This window comes from Streptomyces sp. NPDC102402 (assembly GCF_044765765.1).
Classification (GTDB): domain Bacteria; phylum Actinomycetota; class Actinomycetes; order Streptomycetales; family Streptomycetaceae; genus Streptomyces.
In genome coordinates this window covers 395540-414416 of the sequence record NZ_JBIWKR010000006.1, presented here as the reverse complement: position 1 = coordinate 414416, position 18877 = coordinate 395540, and the positions used below count along the sequence as shown (strand labels likewise).

General features: G+C 70.3%; 11 protein-coding genes and 2 pseudogenes. 8 read left to right on the top strand and 5 right to left on the bottom strand.

What is annotated here, in order from left to right:
* Positions 1–222: 222 nt before the first annotated feature.
* A complete protein-coding gene (locus ACIRJR_RS21015; protein WP_403782880.1) occupies positions 223–1068 on the bottom strand; it encodes an aldo/keto reductase in 846 nt (281 codons plus the stop codon).
* A 140-nt stretch (positions 1069–1208) separates the two neighbouring features.
* Positions 1209–2096: a helix-turn-helix transcriptional regulator gene (locus ACIRJR_RS21010; RefSeq protein ID WP_403782827.1), complete on the bottom strand. Its 888-nt coding sequence runs from the start codon at positions 2094–2096 to the stop codon at positions 1209–1211.
* A gap of 250 nt (positions 2097–2346) precedes the next feature.
* On the opposite strand from ACIRJR_RS21010, the gene ACIRJR_RS21005 reads away from it, so the two are divergent.
* Complete coding sequence (locus ACIRJR_RS21005) at positions 2347–3324, top strand: aldo/keto reductase (protein ID WP_403782824.1); 978 nt, start codon at positions 2347–2349, stop codon at positions 3322–3324.
* Between the two features lie 171 nt (positions 3325–3495).
* Here ACIRJR_RS21005 and ACIRJR_RS21000 read toward each other — a convergent pair whose 3' ends face one another.
* Positions 3496–4392 carry a helix-turn-helix transcriptional regulator gene (locus ACIRJR_RS21000; protein WP_403782820.1) on the bottom strand — a complete coding sequence of 299 codons (897 nt, stop codon included), beginning with the start codon at positions 4390–4392 and terminating at the stop codon, positions 3496–3498.
* Between the two features lie 215 nt (positions 4393–4607).
* On the opposite strand from ACIRJR_RS21000, the gene ACIRJR_RS20995 reads away from it, so the two are divergent.
* The 4 genes from ACIRJR_RS20995 (at position 4608) to ACIRJR_RS20980 (ending at position 8366) form a co-directional block, all read left to right on the top strand.
* A complete protein-coding gene (locus ACIRJR_RS20995) occupies positions 4608–5585 on the top strand; it encodes an aldo/keto reductase (RefSeq protein WP_403782817.1) in 978 nt (325 codons plus the stop codon).
* A gap of 63 nt (positions 5586–5648) precedes the next feature.
* Positions 5649–6677: a zinc-binding dehydrogenase gene (locus tag ACIRJR_RS20990; RefSeq protein WP_403782811.1), complete on the top strand. Its 1029-nt coding sequence runs from the start codon at positions 5649–5651 to the stop codon at positions 6675–6677.
* Positions 6678–6727: 50 nt separating this feature from the next.
* A complete protein-coding gene (locus tag ACIRJR_RS20985) occupies positions 6728–7579 on the top strand; it encodes an aldo/keto reductase (protein ID WP_403782808.1) in 852 nt (283 codons plus the stop codon).
* 88 nt (positions 7580–7667) lie between these two features.
* Positions 7668–8366 (top strand): flavodoxin, encoded by a 699-nt coding sequence (locus ACIRJR_RS20980; protein ID WP_403782805.1) that lies wholly within the window; start codon positions 7668–7670, stop codon positions 8364–8366.
* An 18-nt stretch (positions 8367–8384) separates the two neighbouring features.
* On the opposite strand, the pseudogene ACIRJR_RS20975 reads toward ACIRJR_RS20980, so the two are convergent.
* Positions 8385–11529 (bottom strand): annotated as a pseudogene (locus tag ACIRJR_RS20975) (Tn3 family transposase).
* A gap of 130 nt (positions 11530–11659) precedes the next feature.
* Between ACIRJR_RS20975 and ACIRJR_RS20970 the strand changes: the two are divergent.
* A pseudogene (locus ACIRJR_RS20970) lies at positions 11660–12157 on the top strand (chitinase); the annotation flags it as partial.
* 159 nt (positions 12158–12316) lie between these two features.
* On the opposite strand, the gene ACIRJR_RS20965 reads toward ACIRJR_RS20970, so the two are convergent.
* Positions 12317–13849: a hypothetical protein gene (locus ACIRJR_RS20965; protein WP_403782802.1), complete on the bottom strand. Its 1533-nt coding sequence runs from the start codon at positions 13847–13849 to the stop codon at positions 12317–12319.
* Between the two features lie 393 nt (positions 13850–14242).
* On the opposite strand from ACIRJR_RS20965, the gene ACIRJR_RS20960 reads away from it, so the two are divergent.
* The gene (locus ACIRJR_RS20960) at positions 14243–17065 is read left to right on the top strand and encodes a PQQ-dependent sugar dehydrogenase (RefSeq protein ID WP_403782799.1); all 2823 of its coding nucleotides are present in this window, start codon (positions 14243–14245) and stop codon (positions 17063–17065) included.
* Entirely contained in the window at positions 17062–18828 is a 1767-nt protein-coding gene (locus ACIRJR_RS20955) for a ThuA domain-containing protein (protein WP_403782795.1), read from the top strand. Before ACIRJR_RS20960 ends, ACIRJR_RS20955 begins: the two co-directional genes overlap by 4 nt.
* Positions 18829–18877: the final 49 nt, after the last annotated feature.

Here is an 18877-nt window from a genome sequence, read left to right as displayed (position 1 = left end):
GGGGACGGCGGCTCCTCCATCGCGGTGGCGGGAGAGGGGCGGTGCACAGCGGTCATCGCCGAGCCCGAGCCGGAACCCGCGGCCCCCCCCCCCCCCCCCCCCCCCCCCCCCCCCCCCCCCCCCCCCCCCCCCCCCCCCCCCCCCCCCCCCGCCCCCCGCCCCCCCCCCCCCCCCCCCCCCCCCGGGGGGCCGGCGTCCGGAAGGGGAAGACGCAGAGGGTTCTCAGCCCAGGCGGTACCCGCCGACGGCGCTGACCGTCCGCGGGTCGCGGTGGTCCATGACGATGCTGGCTCCGGTGTCCATCGCGGCGATGCGGTCCATCTCGTCACCGGTCAGCTCGAAGTCGAAGACGGCGATGTTCTCGGCCATGCGCTCGGGGCGCGAGGACTTGGGGATCACCACGACACCGCGCTGGGTCAGCCAGCGCAGTGCTACCTGGGCCACGGACTTGCCGTGCGCCTCAGCGATGGTGCTCAGTGTCGGGTCGCTGAAGATGTTGTTGCGGCCTTCGGCCAGCGGACCCCACGACTCGATCTGCACGCCGCGCTCGACCATGAGCGCCTGGTCGTCGGCGCGCTGGAAGTAGGGGTGGGTCTCGATCTGGTTGACCGCGGGGGTGATGTCGTTGTGGTCGATCAGGTCGACCAGGCGGTCGGCGTAGAAGTTCGACACGCCGATTGCCTTGATCAGGCCCTGACGGTGGAGGTCCTGCATGGCGCGCCAGGAGCTGTAGTAGTCGCCGAAGGGCTGGTGGATCAGGTACAGGTCCAGGTAGTCGAGGCCGAGCAGGCGCAGGGACGTGTCGAAGGCTGCTTTGGCGCCCTCTTCGCCCTTTTCGTTGACCCACATTTTGGTGGTGATGAACAGCTCGTCGCGGGCGATGCCACTGGCCTTGATGGCCTTGCCGACGGCTTCTTCGTTGCCGTAGGAGGCGGCGGTGTCGAGGTGGCGGTAGCCGGCGGCGAGGGCGTCGGTGACGACCCGCTCGGTCTCCTCGGCGGGGACCTGGAAGACGCCGAAGCCGAGGATCGGCATCTGGACACCGTTGTTCAGCGTGACATCGGGGATCTTGGACATGGTGAACCTTTCGGGGTGGTGCTGAAGGGCGCAAGGGTGCGCACCGGCACGTGTGGGAAGGGCGGTTCGTTGCCCGTGCTCAGCCGGTGGCCGGGGCGGGCCGGATGCTTCGGGGGGATGTGGGCCGGGCGCTACTGGCCGCGGTCGCTCGGTTGTTCCTGAGCGGGCTCGACCGTGTCCGGCGCGGTGGCCCAGCTGGCGAGCAGGTCGAGGGCCTGGCGGCTGGGTGAGCCGGGTTCGGCGGTGCAGATGATCAGCACGAGACCCGCGTCGGCGGGCAGTTCCAGGGCTTCGTAGGCGAGTTCGAGGTCACCGACGACCGGGTGGTGAAGCCGTTTGACTCCCGTGCGGTGCAGCCGGACGTCCTGCGTGGCCCACCGGGTGCGGAATTCCTCGCTGCGGGTGCACAGCTCGCCGATCAGGTCGGTCAGCGCCTTGTCGTAGGGGTTCTTGCCTGCCATGAGGCGCAGCCCGGCGACGCTGTCGCGGCCGGTGGCGTCCCAGTCGAGGTAGTAGCCGGCCGCGCGGGGGTTCAGGAAGCGGAACCGCGCGCCGTTGACCGGGCGGGCGGGGTCCTCGTACAGCGGAGACAGGAGGGCTTTGCCCAGCGTGTTGGTGGCCATGACGTCCCCGAGGCCGTTGGTGACATAAGCCGGGGACAGCTGGCCGTCCAAGATCGCCTGGATGCCCGGACGTACCCGCTGGACCGCCGGGCGGCGGCGTACGGCCGTGCCGCTGTTGGCCGCACGCGCCAGGTCGAACAGGTGCGCCCGCTCGGCCTCGTCCAGCCGCAGCGCCCGGGCCACGGCGTCCAGAACGCTCTCGGAGGCGCCGCGCACGTTGCCGCGCTCCAGCTGGGTGTAGTACCCCACCGACACCCCGGCCAGCTCGGCCACCTCGCTGCGCCGCAGGCCGGGCACACGGCGGGTGCCGCCGTGGTCGACGAGGCCCGCCTGCTCGGGGGTGACCTTGCCGCGGCGGGAGATCAGAAAATCCCGTACCTCGCTGCGGTTGTTCATGCTCTTCACGCTACGGGCCCCACCGCGAACGTGGGAGATGCTGCCAGCACCCCCCACAGCGGCACCCCCCACGCCACCCGTCGGGCGGACTGTAAGCGCCGCGCCCTTGGCGGCCCGTACCTGGTCAGCAGGCATGTTCCTACCCAGCTGAGGGGTGCTGGCAGCATCTCCCACCGCGACCGATGCCTGCCTAGCCTCGATGATGAAGCAGTCGGCGGAGGCCGGCTGCGTCGACGATGAGGAGCGCGTCATGCAGTACACCCGTCTGGGCACCTCCGGACTGAAGATCAGCCGCATCGCCCTGGGATGCATGAGCTTCGGCGACACCTCGCAGATGCCATGGGCCCTGGACGCCGACGGCGCCGAACCGATCTTCCGCCAGGCCGTCGAGTCCGGAATCACCTTCTGGGACACCGCCAACATCTACGCCTTTGGCACCTCCGAGGAGATCGTGGGCCGCGCGATCAAGAAGTACACCAAGCGCGACGACGTCGTCCTGGCCACCAAGCTGTTCAACCCCATGCACGACGGACCCGGCGGGTCGGGCCTGTCGCGCAAGGCCGTGATGGAACAGATCGACGCATCCCTGATCCGGCTGGGCACCGACTACGTCGACCTCTACCAGATCCACCGCTTCGACCCGCAGACCCCGGTCGAGGAGACGATGGAAGCCCTGCACGACCTCGTCAAGGCCGGCAAGGTTCGCTACCTCGGAGCCTCCTCGATGTGGGCCTGGCAGTTCGCCACCATGCAGCATGTGGCGCAGAGCCATGGCTGGACGCCCTTCGTGTCCATGCAGGACCAGTACAGCCTGCTGGCGCGGGAGGAGGAGCGGGAGATGTTCGGCCTGCTCGCGCACTCCGGTGTCGGCTCCATCCCCTGGAGTCCCCTGGCAGGGGGCCGCGTCGCCCGCCCCTGGGGCCAGGGCGGAACCGTCCGGGCCAAGGCCACCCCCGACACCGACTTCGCCGGCCGTCCTCTGTTCGTCGACACCGACCAGGCAATCGTCGACGCCGTCCAGAAGATCGCCGACGCGCACGATGTCACGATGGCCCAGGTCGCGCTGGCGTGGGTCCTGAAGAACCCCGTCGAGTCCGCGCCCATCGTCGGCGCCACCAAGACCCACCACCTCACCGACGCCGTCGCCGCGCTCGACCTCACGCTCACCGAGGACGAGATCGCCGCGCTGGAAGATCCCTACACCCCCCGCCTGCCCACCTACTTCTAGTCCGGCCAACCACTTTCGGGCCCGCAGCTCGGGGCCGCCGTCGAGCGCCCAGCATCGTCGCCGATCCCAGACCTGGCACGAGGGCGTGCAGGTCGCCTCCGCAGTCAGGAGGCGGCCCGGACCGCCACCTTTGATCTTGCTCGGGCAAAGGACCGTTTGTGAGAACAGCGGTCAGGTCGATGAACGCGGGGCTTCCCGCTGGGGCGCGACGGCGGGCGCGGTCATGTCGAGCAGGAGCAGGGCGTCGTGGTCGGGTGTGCCGGGTTCGGCGGTGTAGACGCCGATGCGCTGGCCGGGGGTGCCTTCCAGCTGCATGGACTGGGCGGTGAGCGTGAGGGTGCCGACGCCGGGGTGCTGGAAGGTCTTTTGTGCGGGCTTGCGGCCGGTGACCTCGTAGCGTTCCCACAGCCGGGCGAAGTCGGGGCTCTTGAGGAGGAGCTCGCCGACGAGGTTGGTCAGGTCCGGGGCGTCGGGAGCGGTTCCGGCGACGGCGCGCAGCCGGGCGACGCAGGCGGTGATCTGCCGGTCCCAGTCGGGGAACAGGTTCCGCGCGGCCGGGTGGAGGAAGAGGTAGCGGGCGAGGTTGCGGTGCTTGGCCGGCCAGTCGTCGAGTCCCGCGTACAGGGCGAGGCCGCCGGGGTTCCAGGCGAGCATGTCCATGCTGCGGCTGATGACGTACGCGGGGTTCGGGCGCAGCGACTCCAGCAGCAGTTTCAGGTGGGGGCGTACTGTGCGGCTCGGTGCCGGCGGCGGCTCGGAGACATACCGGGCGGCACGCGCCGCGAGCTCACGCAGGTGCTGGTGCTCCTGGTCGTCCATGTGCAGGGCGCGGGCGAGGGAGTCGAGGACGGCGGGGCTGGGGCGGGTCTCCTTGCCGCGTTCCAGGCGCACGTAGTAGTCGATGCTGATCCCGGCGAGGGTGGCCAGCTCCTCACGGCGCAGGCCCGGGGTGCGGCGGATACCGGCGCCGACGGTGAGGCCAACGCGCTCGGGGCTGGTCTGGGTGCGGCGGGCACGCAGGTAGCGGCCCAGCTCGGCGCCCTCGCTCTGTGCGCTCGTCGAAGTCATGACTCCAGTCTCACCCGCCGGGCACCCGCGGTGCGGGCGGGAGGGGGGCCCTGTCGTTACCCCCGAAGAGCCCGCCCTGCCACACCCGAGCAATCCGGGGAAAGGTGGATGAGGAAGACGCCGGTCCCTCGCGCCGCCCGGGTTTCACCCGGCACGACCTGCCGGGCCGGGCGAGAGTGAGAGACCAGGTAACACCATGATCGGAAGAGGGCGAGATGCGGTACATCAAGCTGCGTGACCTGGAGGTTTCCCGGATCGGGCTGGGCGCGATGGGCATGTCCCACGGCTACACCGGCTCGGGTACCGATGATGCGGAGTCGATCCGGACCGTGCACCGGGCGCTGGAGCTGGGCGTCACCCTGATCGACACCGCCGAGATCTACGGCCCCTACACCAACGAGGAGCTGCTCGGCCGGGCCCTGCAGGGACGCCGGGACAAGGTGGTTCTCGCGACGAAGTTCGGCCTGGTCTCGCACGGCGGCGACGGCGCGTGGAACCTGGACTCCTCCCCAGCCAATATCCGCACGGCTGTCGAGGGCTCGCTGAAGCGGCTCGGTACCGATCACATCGACCTGTACTACCAGCACCGCGTCGACCCGAACACGCCAATCGAGGAGACCGCGGGCGCCGTCGGTGAGCTGATCGCCGAGGGCAAGGTGCGGGGCTTCGGGCTCTCGGAGGCGGGCCCGGACACGATCCGCCGCGCGCATGCAGTTCAGCCGGTCACCGCGGTGCAGTCGGAGTACTCGCTGTTCACCCGGGGGATCGAGGAGCGGGTGCTGCCCGTACTGCGGGAGCTGAACATCGGCCTGGTGCCGTTCTCCCCGCTCGGCCGCGGGATGCTGACCGGCACGGTGCGCTCCCCCGACCAGTTCGACGAGAACGACTTCCGCCGCGACAACCCGCGTTTCACCGGCAAGAACTTCCAGCGCAACCTGGCCCTCGCCGATCAGGTCAAGGCCCTGGCCGACGAGGTCGGTGCGACGCCGGGGCAGGTGGCGCTGGCCTGGCTGCTGGCCCAGGGCGACGACATAGCCCCGATCCCCGGCACCAAGCGCGTGTCCCGGGTGGAGGAGAACGCCGCCGCCGACACTGTCACCCTCACCGCGCAGCAGATCGAGACGCTGACCGCCCTCCCGCCGGCCTCCGGTGACACCCACACCGAGGCCCAAGCCCGGATGCTGGAGCGCTGACCCCCACCCCCGCCGGGGGCCCCACGCCCCGCACCCCCACCCCCCGTTTGGAGTAACACCGTCATGCGCGCAGCCGTGATGTACGGCGCCGGCGACGTCCGTGTCGAAGACCGGCCCGACCCCAAGATCGACCAGCCCACCGACGCGGTCGTCCGCGTCGTCGCGTCCTGCGTGTGCGGCAGCGACCTCTGGCCCTACGCCTCCATGCCCCCCACCGACACCGGCCGCCCCATGGGGCACGAGTTCCTCGGCGTCGTCGAGGACACCGGCGCGGACGTCACCGGCCTGACGGCAGGCGACCTGGTCGTCGCCCCGTTCACCTACAGCGACAACACCTGCGACTACTGCGCCAAGGGCCTACACATCTCCTGCCGCCACGGTGGCCGGTACGGCTTCGACGGAGTCGATGGAGGCCAGGGCGAAGCCGTCCGCGTCCCACAAGCCGCCGGCACCCTGGTCAAGCTCCCGGTGGACGCGGACTCCGCGCTGCTGCCGTCCCTCCTGGCCCTGTCCGACGTCATGACCACCGGCCACCACGGCGCCGTCACCGCCGGCGTCCGCCGCGGCGACACCGTGCTCGTCGTCGGGGACGGCGCGGTCGGCCTGTGCGCGGTCATCGCTGCCAAGCGGCTCGGGGCCGAGCGGATCGTCCTCGCGGGACGCCATACGGCCCGAACAGATCTCGGCCGTGACTTCGGCGCCACGCACGTGGTCGCCGAGCGCGGCGAGGAAGCAATCGCCCGCATCCGCGACCTGACCGGCGGCGTCGACAAGGTCATCGAGGCCGTCGGCACCCGCCAGAGCCTCGACACCGCCCTCGGAGCGGTCCTGGACGGCGGCACCATCAGCCGCCTCGGCGTGCCCCAGTACGAACAGGGCCCGCTCGGCCCGGCCGAGTTCATGCGCAACATCACTCTGACCGGCGGAGCCAGCCCCGCCCGCGCCTACATCGAGCAGCTCCTGCCCGACGTCCTGGACGGCACCATCACCCCCGGCCGCGTCTTCGACCAGACCTTCCCCCTCGACCGGACCCCGGACGCCTACCAGGCCATGGCCAACCGCCAGGTCCTCAAGGCGCTCATCCGCCCCTGACCACGACCGGCGCCCCCACCGGCACCCGCACCGCAAAGGACACCCCGCTGATGAAGACCGTCACTCTGAACAACGGCGTCGAGATGCCGCTCCTGGGCTTCGGCGTCTACCAGATCCCGGCCGAGGACACCGAACGCACCGTGTCCGACGCGCTGGCCACCGGCTACCGGCTGCTGGACACCGCAGCCGCCTACGGCAACGAAGAAGCCGTTGGCCGTGCCATCAAGGCCAGCGGCATCCCGCGCGAGGAACTGTTCGTCACCACCAAGCTGTGGGTCCAGGACGCCCCCGCCCAGGACAACACCCGCCGCGCCTTCGAGACCTCGCTGACCAAGCTGGGCCTGGACCACCTCGACCTGTACCTGATGCACCAGCCCTTCGGCGACGTCTACGGCCAGTGGCGCGCCATGGAAGCCCTCAACCGCGAGGGCCTGACCCGGGCGATCGGCGTCGCCAACTTCTACCCCGACCGCCTGATCGACCTGATCGTCAACAACGAGATCACCCCCGCGGTCAATCAGATCGAGACCCACCCCTTTTTCCAGCGTGCCGACTACCACGCCCTGATGCGCGAGCACGGCGTGCAGCACCAGTCCTGGGGCGGCTTCGCCGAGGGGAAGAACGACCTGTTCACCAACCCGCTCCTCGCCAGCATCGGCAAGGAGCACGGCAAGTCCGTCGCCCAGGTCGTGCTGCGCTGGCTCACCCAGCGCGACGTCATCACCATCCCCAAGTCCGTGCGCGCCGAGCGCATGGCCGAGAACTTCGACATCTTCGACTTTGACCTGACCGACGAGCAGATGGCCCAGATCGCCACCCTCGACACCGGCAGCTCGCTGTTCTTCGACCACCACGATCCCGAGATGGTCACCTGGCTCGCCAAGCGCCGGCTCGACGCCTGATCCCAGGTGCCACGGCCACAAGAGGGCGGCAGACCGATGGCCTGCCGCCCTCTCTCCTGCTCGAACCTTCGTCCCCGGGGGCTGACCTGTGACCCGAACCGACCGTCTGCCCGCGCGGCGCACACTCCTGCGTGCCGCACTGCTGACCGGAGCCGCCGCCATGACCACCCCCGCCCTCGCCGCGTGCATGCGCGACCCCGACCGGCAGACGTCCGGCCAGGCCACGACATCCACGGCACCCGAGCCCTCCCGTAAGCCCCGCGGCAAGATCCTGCTCGCCTACTTCTCCCGGCCGGGCGAGAACTACTACTACGGCGACCGCACCGACCTGAAGACCGGCAACACCGAGGTCCTGGCCCGAAAGATCCACGACCTCATCGACTGCGACCTCTACCGGATCGAGGCCGCCGACCCCTACCCCCACAGCTACGACGCCACCGTCCAGCGCAACGTCCGAGAGCAGAACACCGACGCCCGCCCGGCAATCAAGGACCGCCTGCCCGACCTGACCGGCTACGGCACCATCCTGCTCGCCAGCCCGATCTGGAACGTCCGCGCACCCATGATCATGACCACGTTCACCGACGGGCTGGACTTCCACGGCAAGACCGTCCACCCCGTCACCACCTACGCCATGAGCGGCCTGGGCACCGCCGAACGCGACTACGCCACCTCCTGCCCCGGCGCAACCATCGCCGCCGGCCTCTCTGTCCAGGGCGAGAAGGTCAAAGACGCCGACACCGAAGTCGAGACATGGCTGCGACGCATCGGGCTGCCCACCAGGTGACCGTTCCTGCCGGGTACCTCACGGCTGCTCGCCGTCCTCGTCACCGTCCTCGGACGCGTCCGGGTCACGGAAGGGGCGCAGGCCCTGGCCGGGGCCGCTGGCCTTGATGTCGAACAGGTAGCGGCCCAGGAAGTTAATGTGGCGGTCCTTGAGCGGAGAGAGGCGGGCGACGTCCTCGTCCTTGAGGTCGTGGCCCTCGGCGCGGAGCCGGGCCACGGCAGCGTCCAGATAGCGGGTGTTCCAGAGCACCACCGCGTTGATGACCAGACCCAGGGCGGCGAGCTGGTCCTCCTGACCCTCCCGGTACGCCTGGCGGATCTGGCCCCGCCCACCGTGGCAGATCGCGCGGGCGAGCCGATGGCGGGACTCCTGCACGGTGAGCTGCCGGTTCATCAACCGCCGGTACGTGTCGTCCATCGGATCGACCAGGGCGAGCAGGTGCATGGTCTTGTCAATCCGCCCGTACTCGGCGAATGCCGCCCCGAGCGGAGAGGGGCGGCCCTCACGTCCGAACATCCGCAGCAGGTCGTACGCCCTGACCTGGTTGGTGATGAGCGACCCGGCGACCCGGAGCATGTCGGGCCAGTGCGTGGCGATCCGCTTGAGGTTGACCTTGTTGCAGGCCACGGCCTCCAGCGGCCCGTACCCGTCGGCCGTCGCCTCCCCGCCGGACAGGTCGGCCCGCCAGAACCGCTGATCAGCCAGGTCGCGGAAGCGCGGGGCGAAGCGGAAGCCGAGCATCTTGTACAGGCCAAACGCCATGTCGCTGTAGCTCGCGTTGTCGGTCGCCACCATCTCCGGCTTCACCCCGCCATCGAGATTCAGCAGGGTGTCCAGGGTGTAGAGGCTGTCGCGCGGAGTGCCGCGCACGACCATCGCGCCGATTCCAGCGACCTGGTCGTTGACGGCGTTGAGCCAGGTCACACCGCGTTTGTAGCCGTAGTACTTGGGCGAGGGCCCGGTGTTGATGCTCTTCACGGGGACGACGAAGCGCAGGCCATCGACGGACGCGAGCAGACCACCGCCCCACCTCTGGGCCAGCTCGATGCGGGACTGAGCCGTGATCAACGCGGCGTTCGCCGCGGCGAGGGTGTCTGCGCGCACGTAGTTCTGGTCGACATGGGACAGCCTCGTTCGGCTCAGCCCCTTGTCCTGCGGGTCGATGACCGGGGTCAGGCCGATGTTGCAGCTCTGCGAGACGAGCAGGGCCACCAGGGAGACGAGTACTTCCTCCATGCGGGTGCGCCGGCCGGAGACGTGCTTGAAGGCGCCGAGAAACCCGGTCCAGGAGTGGACCTCGAAGAGCAGGTCCGGCAGGTCGATCCTCGGGAGCATGGCCTCCGTCGTGGCCTTCAGCCAGGTCAGGGACTCCGGCTCGCCCACCGCGCCGAGCTTGTCCACCGACAGGCGGGCCCGGCCGCCTCCCTCGGGGACGACGACCTCCACCTTCGCGTCGTCGCCTGCCTCAGCAAGCCGGTCGGCCATCTGCCGCCACGCCGCATCCAGGGCGCGGGTGAGCTGGGCCAGGTGCGTCTCGGCGTCCTCGGTCAGGGACAGGCCCGCCAGGACGTCCCCGCGCATCGCTTCCCATCGGGGCCCGTCCAGCAGCCTCGCGCGCGGATCCGCCCATCGGTTCGAGGGAGCGGCGAACACGTCGCGCCGGTTCAAAGCGCGGTGCAGCTGCTCCAGTACGCACACCACGTACGCGTCCCGGTCGACCGCCCCCTGGAGCAACTTGGTGTTGGAGAACACCGCTCGCTTCCACATCGCGGGCACCAACTCGGCGTCCACCTCCCGCGGCAGCAGCGGCCGGTCCTTCACCCTCCGGCGCGCGAGCGCGGGCAGCCGGCGCACCGCCTTCAGCAGGCGCCGCCCCGCCGGGGCCGCGTCCAAGGCGTCCGACTCGCCCAGCAGGGACAAGAAGGGGCGCACGGTGTTGTAGCGCAGGGCCAGCTTCTCGCGCATCGCCGCCTCGGCCGACCCGTCCTCCTCGGGCACCAGGGCCTCGACGGTCGCGACCGCCCCGGCCACCGCCGTACGCGGCACGGCTTCCTCAACTGCCGCCCACAGCGCGGCCACGTCCAGGTCCGCGTCCGCCTCGGCAACCAGGTCCAGTTCCTCGGTAAGGATCTTCGACGCCTTCGCCAGAATGCGGGCCGCCTTCTCCAGCTGCGGCAGCATCGCAAGACGCTCCCGCTCCGAGGCCCGCCGGGCAGGGCTGATCAGCCGGTTCGCCATCAGCACCGCGAACAGGTCCAGAGCGTCATCGACCGCGTGAGCCTCCAGCTGGCGCACCACCGCCGTCAACAGAGCGGTCCGGCGCGGCTCCGGCGCCCGCTCGATCGTCTGCGCCTTGCTCAGCTGCCCGTACCGGGCCAGCGTGGACAGCCGGTTCACCGGCACCCGCGACAGGTTCACCCGCCCCAGCGCGAACGCGGAGATCTCCTCGACCCGTTCCATGGCCCGCACCATCGCGGTGCCCGTCGACTTCGTCGGCGGCGTACGCAGCCGCTCCAGCTCCGAGACCCGCTTCCCCTCCGGCACCACCAAAAGCTCCGCCAGCGCCGGTGCGAGCGCGGGATCAGCCCGGTGCGCGGCACGGGCCACCGCCTCATAGAGGCGCCGCTCAGCGACCGTGCGGGCCTCCGACACCTGCCGGGCCAGCACCGAGACCCCGGGCAGCAACACCCGGTTCTTCCGCAGCCACGTCACCGCGTGATTGAAGAGGGCCACCGGCCCCTCGGCGTGCGTCCACGCCCGCCCGTACAGGAAGCCGCGGAACTCCCGGCCCCACCGCCCATCAGTGAAGTCCCGGTACGCGAACCGCTCCTGGATTTCCGCCGCGTGCTCGTACACCGTCGACCGGCGCTCCGGGTACCGCTTCACACACGAGGCGTCCTCAATGCCGAGCTGCCCGGCCAGGTACTCCACGGCCTCCCACGGCACCGCAAGGGGGTCCTCGCCAAGGAACCGACCGACATAACGAACCGTGCAGATCTGCACGGCCACGCCAAGGCGGTGCGTGTCCGTACGCCGCAACGCGATCAGGTCGCGGTCGTCCTCGTCGAGGAAAGAAGAAGCGCTCCAGCTCCGGGCGCGTGGGCACATCGGTGAACGCCCCGTACGCCTCGGCCTGCTCATCAGTCAGAAATTCCACCGGCACGAAGCGGAACGTAGCCAGCCTCGACGTCCGTCCAGCGACCTTCCCGAGAACCCGGGCAGACCCTCTGCGAGGTGTGCTAGGCGACCATGATCGTTCTCGCCGGGATTTCCTGTACGCCGACTACTCACACCCGGCTTCGGCGTTCGCGAAGGAGATGTCCGACGCCGTGGCGACGTACGGCCTCGACGGCGTCGATTTCGACGACGAGTACGCGGAGTACGGCAACAACGGCACAGGCCAGCCCAACGAGAGCTCGTTCGTGCAACTGGTGACGGCGCTGCGCAGCGACATGCCGGACAAGATCATCACCCTCTACAACATCGGCCCTGCCGCGTCGCGCCTCTCCCACGGCGGTGTCGACATCTCCTCGAAGTTCGACTACGCCTGGAACCCGTACTACGGCTCCTGGCAGGTCCCCGGCATCGCCCTGCCCAAGTCGAAGCTGTCGCCCGCGGCCGTCGAGATCGGCCGGACCTCGCAGAGCACGGCCGCCGACCTCGCGCGCCGCACGGTCAGCGAGGGGTACGGCGTCTTTCTGACGTACAACCTCGACGGAAGCGATCGAAGCGCGGATGTCTCCGCGTTCACCCGGGAGTTGTACGGCAGCGACGCCGTCCGCACACCGTAGGGCGGCCTGTCACCGACCAGCGACCCGACGGCGCGGCACTCCGGGACAGAAGCTCGTCCGGTTGCGCCGGCGCCGCATCCACGATCAAGGACCGCCGACCGCTGCCACCACCACAGGACGACAGCCGTCCGGCGTACGAGACCTGAGACGAAGGGGACCTCAGGGCCGGACGGCCGCCGGCGGGGTGGCGATCCCGTTCAGGCAGTGGTCGAGGAGTGCGTGCATGCGCGGAACAGGGAGGGCCGGGTTGGCCGCAGCGCCCTCGGCGGTCCGTGGGTCGGCGAGGAGAGCCTCCAGGGCTTCCGGTGACAGGACCGGATTGCCGGCCGCCGCCCGGCGCACCGACGCGTCGGGGTCCGCCACCGGGGGGTCGGGCAGGGCGGGATCGGCGGCGGCCAGAGCCCGCACCTCTGGATCCGGGTCCTCGACGAGGTGGGCCCAGCCCGTACGGGGGAACGCGGGCAGGGTCAGCAGGTGCGGACGGTGGACCGGGCGAGTGACGAAGACGTCACGGAGGAGGTGGTCCGGAGCCAGCGGGTGGCGACAGGCCAGCCGGATCCTCACCTCCTCGTCGTCGTCCTGCGCGAGTGTCTCGACGAGTTCCGCCGGCAGCCCCCGCCAACTCGCCGCAACCCGGCGGAGCACCCGCTCCTCGGACACCGCACAGGCGGCGAACCAGTCGGCCGACGGCCCGGTGGCCGGATCAGCATGCGGCTCCGTTGCCGGCCTGCTGCTCCGCTCGGCGATCGGGCAGGTGCAGTCAGGACCATGCTCGATGATCCAGCGGATCGCCTCGTACTCGGCCCAGGTGCGGCGGAAGGGGTGCAGACGTGCGCTTGCCCGCACGACCTCTTCCGGGTCCTCCCTGAGCTCCGCCATCAGGCCCGGTCCCACGTCGGGCCGGGCGGCGACCATCGCTCGGACCTTCGCCTCGGGGTGAGTTGCGAGCCGGGCGACGGCATCGGCCGGGGTGTGCGGGTTCCAGGTCAGGGGGTGCACCGTGCCGTCCGCGAAGCACTGCTCGACGAGCGCGGGGGACAGAACACACCTGCCGAGCACGCTGCTGAGCGAGCGGATGGACGGCAGCCTGGCGTCCACCGCATCCGGGTCGAGCTCCCAGCTACTCTCCCGCGCCGCCTCCCGCACCACAGCGTCGGGGTCATGGAGCAATGCCTCCCGCTGTGCGGCCGAGAGCGACTGCCACTCCCAGGCGGCACGCATGCGGAGTCCGGGGTGTTCGTGCCCGGCCATGGCGGTGAAGAAGAACAGCGGGATCTGCCGGGAGGAAATGAGTTCGGACACGATGTCGCGCTCGCTGACCTTGCCGTCCTCACCTCCGTCCCGGGCGGTCAAGAGGGTCACGAGGATGTCGTCCGGCAACGGCCTCACCCGGCGGGGGTGGGGGCGAGTGCCGCCGGCCAGCCGCGCGCGGACGAGCCCGGACCGATCCGTCGCCAACGGGGCGAGGCGCGAGGGGTCGACGTGGCGGTTGCCGGCGAGAGCACGGCGGATCTCCTCGAGCGGATGGCGGACGGCTGCGTCGATGACGGCGTCGGGCAGGTCACGGCGCTCGCACATCAGCAGGCCGGCCTCACCGGCCGCTCGGTCCATCAGGCGTTCCAGGACGTCCGGGGGCGCCGCCGGATTGAAGGCGATGCCGCGCAGCCACGATGCACACAGAGAGTCGGACACCGGGACATCCTGCCACCCCGCATATGAACCGCGCCGCCCGAAGCCCGCACACCCGCCGCGCGGTCCGTGCCCGTCGAGACCGGAGCACACGAGGACCTGACGGCGCGTCAACCGGATACGGGCTCGCCCCGCGTCCCGGGGCAGACCCGCCTTCCGGGCCGCAGCGGGACCCCGTCACCCCGAGCCCTCACCCGGTCTCTTTGTCCCTCCACTAGAAAAAGTTGAGGACCGATGCGTCAAAGGTCTATCTGGACGCCGCAAAAGCCATTACTTTCCTGATCTGAACCGGACGACAAGGACCGAGTGCCCTCCTCCCCCTGGGGCGCCCGGCTCCTGGCGCGACGGCGCGCGCCTGTGCTCCACCCCGACCCCGTCTCCACACGGAGGATTCGCGTGCACAGGAAACTCATCAGACCTCTCGCGGCCCTGGCGTGCACCTTAGCCGTCACCGCGGGCGCCCTCACCGCCCAGCAGAGACCGGTGGAAGCCGCCCCCGTGGCGGCCGAGGAGTTCCAGCAGGTCACCCTGGCCAAGGGAGTGGCGGAGACCGGTGAGCCGATGACGCTCGCCGTCCTGCCCGACAGGTCCGTCCTGCACACCTCACGGGACGGCACCCTGCGCCTCACCGACGCGGCCGGCACCACCAAGGTCTCCGGGCGCCTCGACGTGTACTCCCACGACGAGGAGGGCCTGCAGGGCGTCGGCGTCGACCCCGGCTTCACCAGCAACCGCTTCGTCTACCTCTACTACGCCCCGGTGCTCTCGACTCCCGCGGGGGACGCCCCCGCCAACGGGTCGGCCGCCGACTTCGCGCCGTTCGACGGCGTCAACCGGCTCTCACGATTCGTCCTCAGGACCGACGGAACCCTGGACACCGCGTCCGAGAAGAAGGTCCTGGACGTCCCCGCGAGCCGCGGTCTCTGCTGTCACGTCGGTGGGGACATCGACTTCGACGCCCAGGGCAACCTGTACCTCTCCACGGGTGACGACAGCAATCCCTTCGCCTCCGACGGGTTCACCCCCATCGACGAGCGGTCGGGCCGCAACCCCGCCTACGACGCCCAGCGTTCGGCAGGCAACACCAATGACCTGCGCGGCAAGGTCCTGCGCATCAAGGTGAACGCCGCGGGCGACTACTCCATCCCGTCAGGGAACCTGTTCGCGCCGGGAACGGCGAAGACCAGGCCCGAGATCTACGCCATGGGGTTCCGCAACCCCTTCCGCATGAGCGTCGACAAGCCGACCGGCACCGTCTACGTCGGTGACTACGGCCCGGACGCCGGCACCGCGAGCGCGGGCCGCGGGCCCGCCGGGCAGGTCGAGTTCAACCGCATCACCAAGGCCGGCAACTACGGCTGGCCCTACTGCACGGGCAAGAACAACGCGTACGTCGACTACGACTTCGCCACCTCGACGTCCGGAGCCGCCTTCTCCTGCTCCGCCCCGAGGAACACCTCGCCCCACAACACCGGCCTGACCGACCTGCCTCCGGCCCAGGCCGCCTGGATCCCCTACGACGGCGGATCGGTCCCCGAGTTCGGCAGCGGTTCGGAGTCACCCATGGGCGGGCCCGTCTACCGCTACGACGCGGGCCTGGCCTCGGACGTCAAGTTCCCCCAGAGCTACGACGGGGACTTCTTCGCCGGCGAGTTCGGCCGCAAGTGGATCAAGCGTATCGAGCAGGGCACCGACGGCACCGTCCAGTCGATCAACGCCTTCCCCTGGCAGGGCACCCAGGTCATGGACTCGGCCTTCGGGCCGGACGGCGCCCTCTACGTGCTCGACTACGGCACGGGCTACTTCAACGGGGACGCGAACAGCGCCGTCTACCGCATCGAGCACATCACCGGCGGGCGGTCACCGCTCGCCAAGGCTGCCGCCGACCGCACCTCCGGCGGCGCCCCGCTCGCGGTGAAGTTCTCCTCGGCGGGCAGCTCCGACCCCGACGGCGACCCTCTGACGTACGCCTGGAAGTTCGGTGACGGCACAACCTCGACCAGCGCTTCCCCCTCCCACACCTACTCCTCGAACGGGCGTTGGACCGCGGAGCTGACGGTCTCCGACGGCACCGGGAAGACCGCGACGGCGTCGGTGATCATCACCGTCGGCAACACGGCGCCCAGCGTCACCCTCGAACTGCCCGTCGACGGCTCCGTGATCGATCCCGGTGCCGCCGTGCCCTTCAAGGTCACCGTCACCGACCCCGAGGACGGAACGATCGACTGCTCCAAGGTGAAGGTCACCTTCATCATCGGCCACGACAGCCACGGCCACCCGCAGACGTCCGCCACCGGTTGCTCCGGGACCGTGCAGACCATCGCGGACGGTGAACACGATCCCAACGCCAACATCTTCGGCGTCTGGGACGCCGAGTACACCGACAAGGGGGCGAACGGGCAGCCGGCCCTGACCACCCATGACCAGAACCTCAGCCAGGGCAGCCAGCGCCAGGCCGAGCACTTCGGGGACTCCGCCGGTGTCACGATCGTCGACAAGGCCGCGGCGCACGGCGGGAAGGCGGTCGGCTACATCGAGAACGGCGACTGGATCTCGTTCAAGCCGTACCTCCTCGCCGACGTCACCGGACTGACGGCCCGCATCGCCTCCGGTGGCGCCGGAGGGACCCTGGAACTACGAGCGGGCTCGCCCACCGGCACCCTGCTCGGATCGGCGGCCGTCCCCGCCACCGGAGGCTGGGAGTCCTTCCAGGACGTGTCCACGAACCTCACCGCCCGTCCGGCAGGCACCACCACGCTCCACCTCGTCTTCAAGGGGGGCAGCGGATCCCTCTTCGACGTCGACGACTTCACCGTCACCACGAGTGCGCAGCCCGCCCGGACCGGCGAGATCAAGGGGATCGGCGGCAAGTGCGTCGACGTCGCAGCCGGGGCCACGGCCGACGGGACGCAGATCCAGCTCTACGGCTGCAACGGGACGCCCGCCCAGAGCTGGACGGTCGGGACGGACCAGACGCTGCGCGCGCTCGGCAAGTGCCTGGACATCAGCGGGGGTGCCACGGCCGACGGCACCAAGGTCCAGCTCTACGGCTGCAACGGCACCGGAGCCCAGAAGTGGGCGCCGCAGACCGACGGCACACTGAAGAACCCGGTGTCCGGCAAGTGCCTCGACGCGGCCGGTGGCTCTTCGGCCGACCGCACCAAGCTCCACCTGTGGACCTGCAACTCCGGTGCCAACCAGAAGTGGATCCTGCCATGAGCCGACTGCACGGGCGCGTCGCCGCCTGGGCCGCGTGCGCCCTGCTCGCCACGGCCGCCCTGCCCACGGCGGTCTCCACGGCCGCCTCCGAAGCCGGATCATCCGCCCCCGCAGGACTCTCCGCCGCTGCCGCCGCCGCCGACCCGCGGTACGACGTCCTGGTCTTCTCCAAGACCGCCGGATTCCGCCACTCCTCCATCGACGAAGGCGTCACCGCCCTGCGCGAGCTGGGCGCCGCCAACAACTTCACCGTGACCGCGACCGAGGACGCGGCCGCCTTCACCACCGCCGGCCTGGCCGGTTACGAGGCCGTCGTCTTCCTCTCCACCACCGGCGACGTGCTCAACAGCGCGCAGCAGACCGCCTTCGAGGGCTACATCACCGGCGGAGGAGGCTACGTCGGCATCCACGCGGCGGCCGACACCGAGTACGACTGGGCCTGGTACAGCGGCCTCGCCGGGGCGCTGTTCAAGTCCCACCCGCAGATCCAGCCGGCCACGGTCAGGGTCGAGGACCGCGCCCACGACGCCACCGCCCACCTCGGCCCCACCTGGCAGCGGACCGACGAGTGGTACGACTACCGCACCAACCCCCGGACCACCGCGCACGTCCTGGCCTCGCTCGACGAGTCCACGTACAGCGGCGGCACGATGGGCGGCGATCACCCGATCGCCTGGTGCAAGGACTACCAGGGCGGGCGTGCCTTCTACACGGGCGGCGGCCACACCGAGGACTCGTACACCGATCCGGCCTTCCGCCGCCATCTGCTCGGGGGCCTGCGCTGGGCATCACGGATGACGGAGGCCGACTGCGGTCCGGAGACGGGCTACACGCCTCTGTACGGAACCTCGGGCACCGCCGGATGGAGGCAGGCCGGACCCGGTTCCTTCATCGATTCGGACGCCACCCTCACCTCCCAGGGCGGTCTCGGCCTGCTGTGGTACCAGGCCAAGGAGTACAAGGCGTACTCCCTGAAGCTCGACTGGCGGCAGGCCGGTGACGACAACTCCGGTGTGTTCGTGGGCTTTCCGGCCTCGGACGACCCGTGGTCGGCCGTCGACAAGGGATACGAGATCCAGATCGACGCGACGGACTCCCCCGACCGCACCACGGGGTCCGTCTACGGCTTCAAGTCGGCCGACCTTTCCACCCGCGACGCGGCTCTCAACCCGCCGGGCGAGTGGAACACCTACGAGATCCGGGTCGAGGGCGAACGCCTCCAGCTCTTCCTCAACGGCCGAAGGATCAACGACTTCACCAACACCGATCCCGTGCGCAGCCTCCAGCAGGGCCACATCGGCCTGCAGAACCACGGCACGGGCGACGACGTCTCGTTCCGCAACGTCCGCATCAAGGAACTCGGCGCCACGACCGGACCCAAGGAGGGCGCGGTCACGGGCGTAGGTGGCAAGTGCCTCGATGTCGCCGGCGGCGCGAGCGCTGACGGTACGCAGATCCAGCTGTGGACCTGCAACGGGTCGGCGGCCCAGAAGTGGACGGCCGGAACGGACCAGACGCTGCGCGCGCTCGGCAAGTGCCTGGACATCAGCGGGGGTGCCACGGCCGACGGCACGAAGATCCAGCTCTACGGCTGCAACGGCTCCGGCGCCCAGAAGTGGGTGCCGCAGGCCGACAGCACGCTGAGGAACCCGCAGTCGGGCAAGTGCCTGGACGCGTCGGGCGCCTCCTCGGCCGACGGGACCAAGGTCCACCTCTGGTCGTGCCACGCCGGCGCCAACCAGAAGTGGGTCCTGCCCGGCTGATCACGCACCCGACTCCGTCGTCACCGCGGGAGGCGGTGACGACGGAACC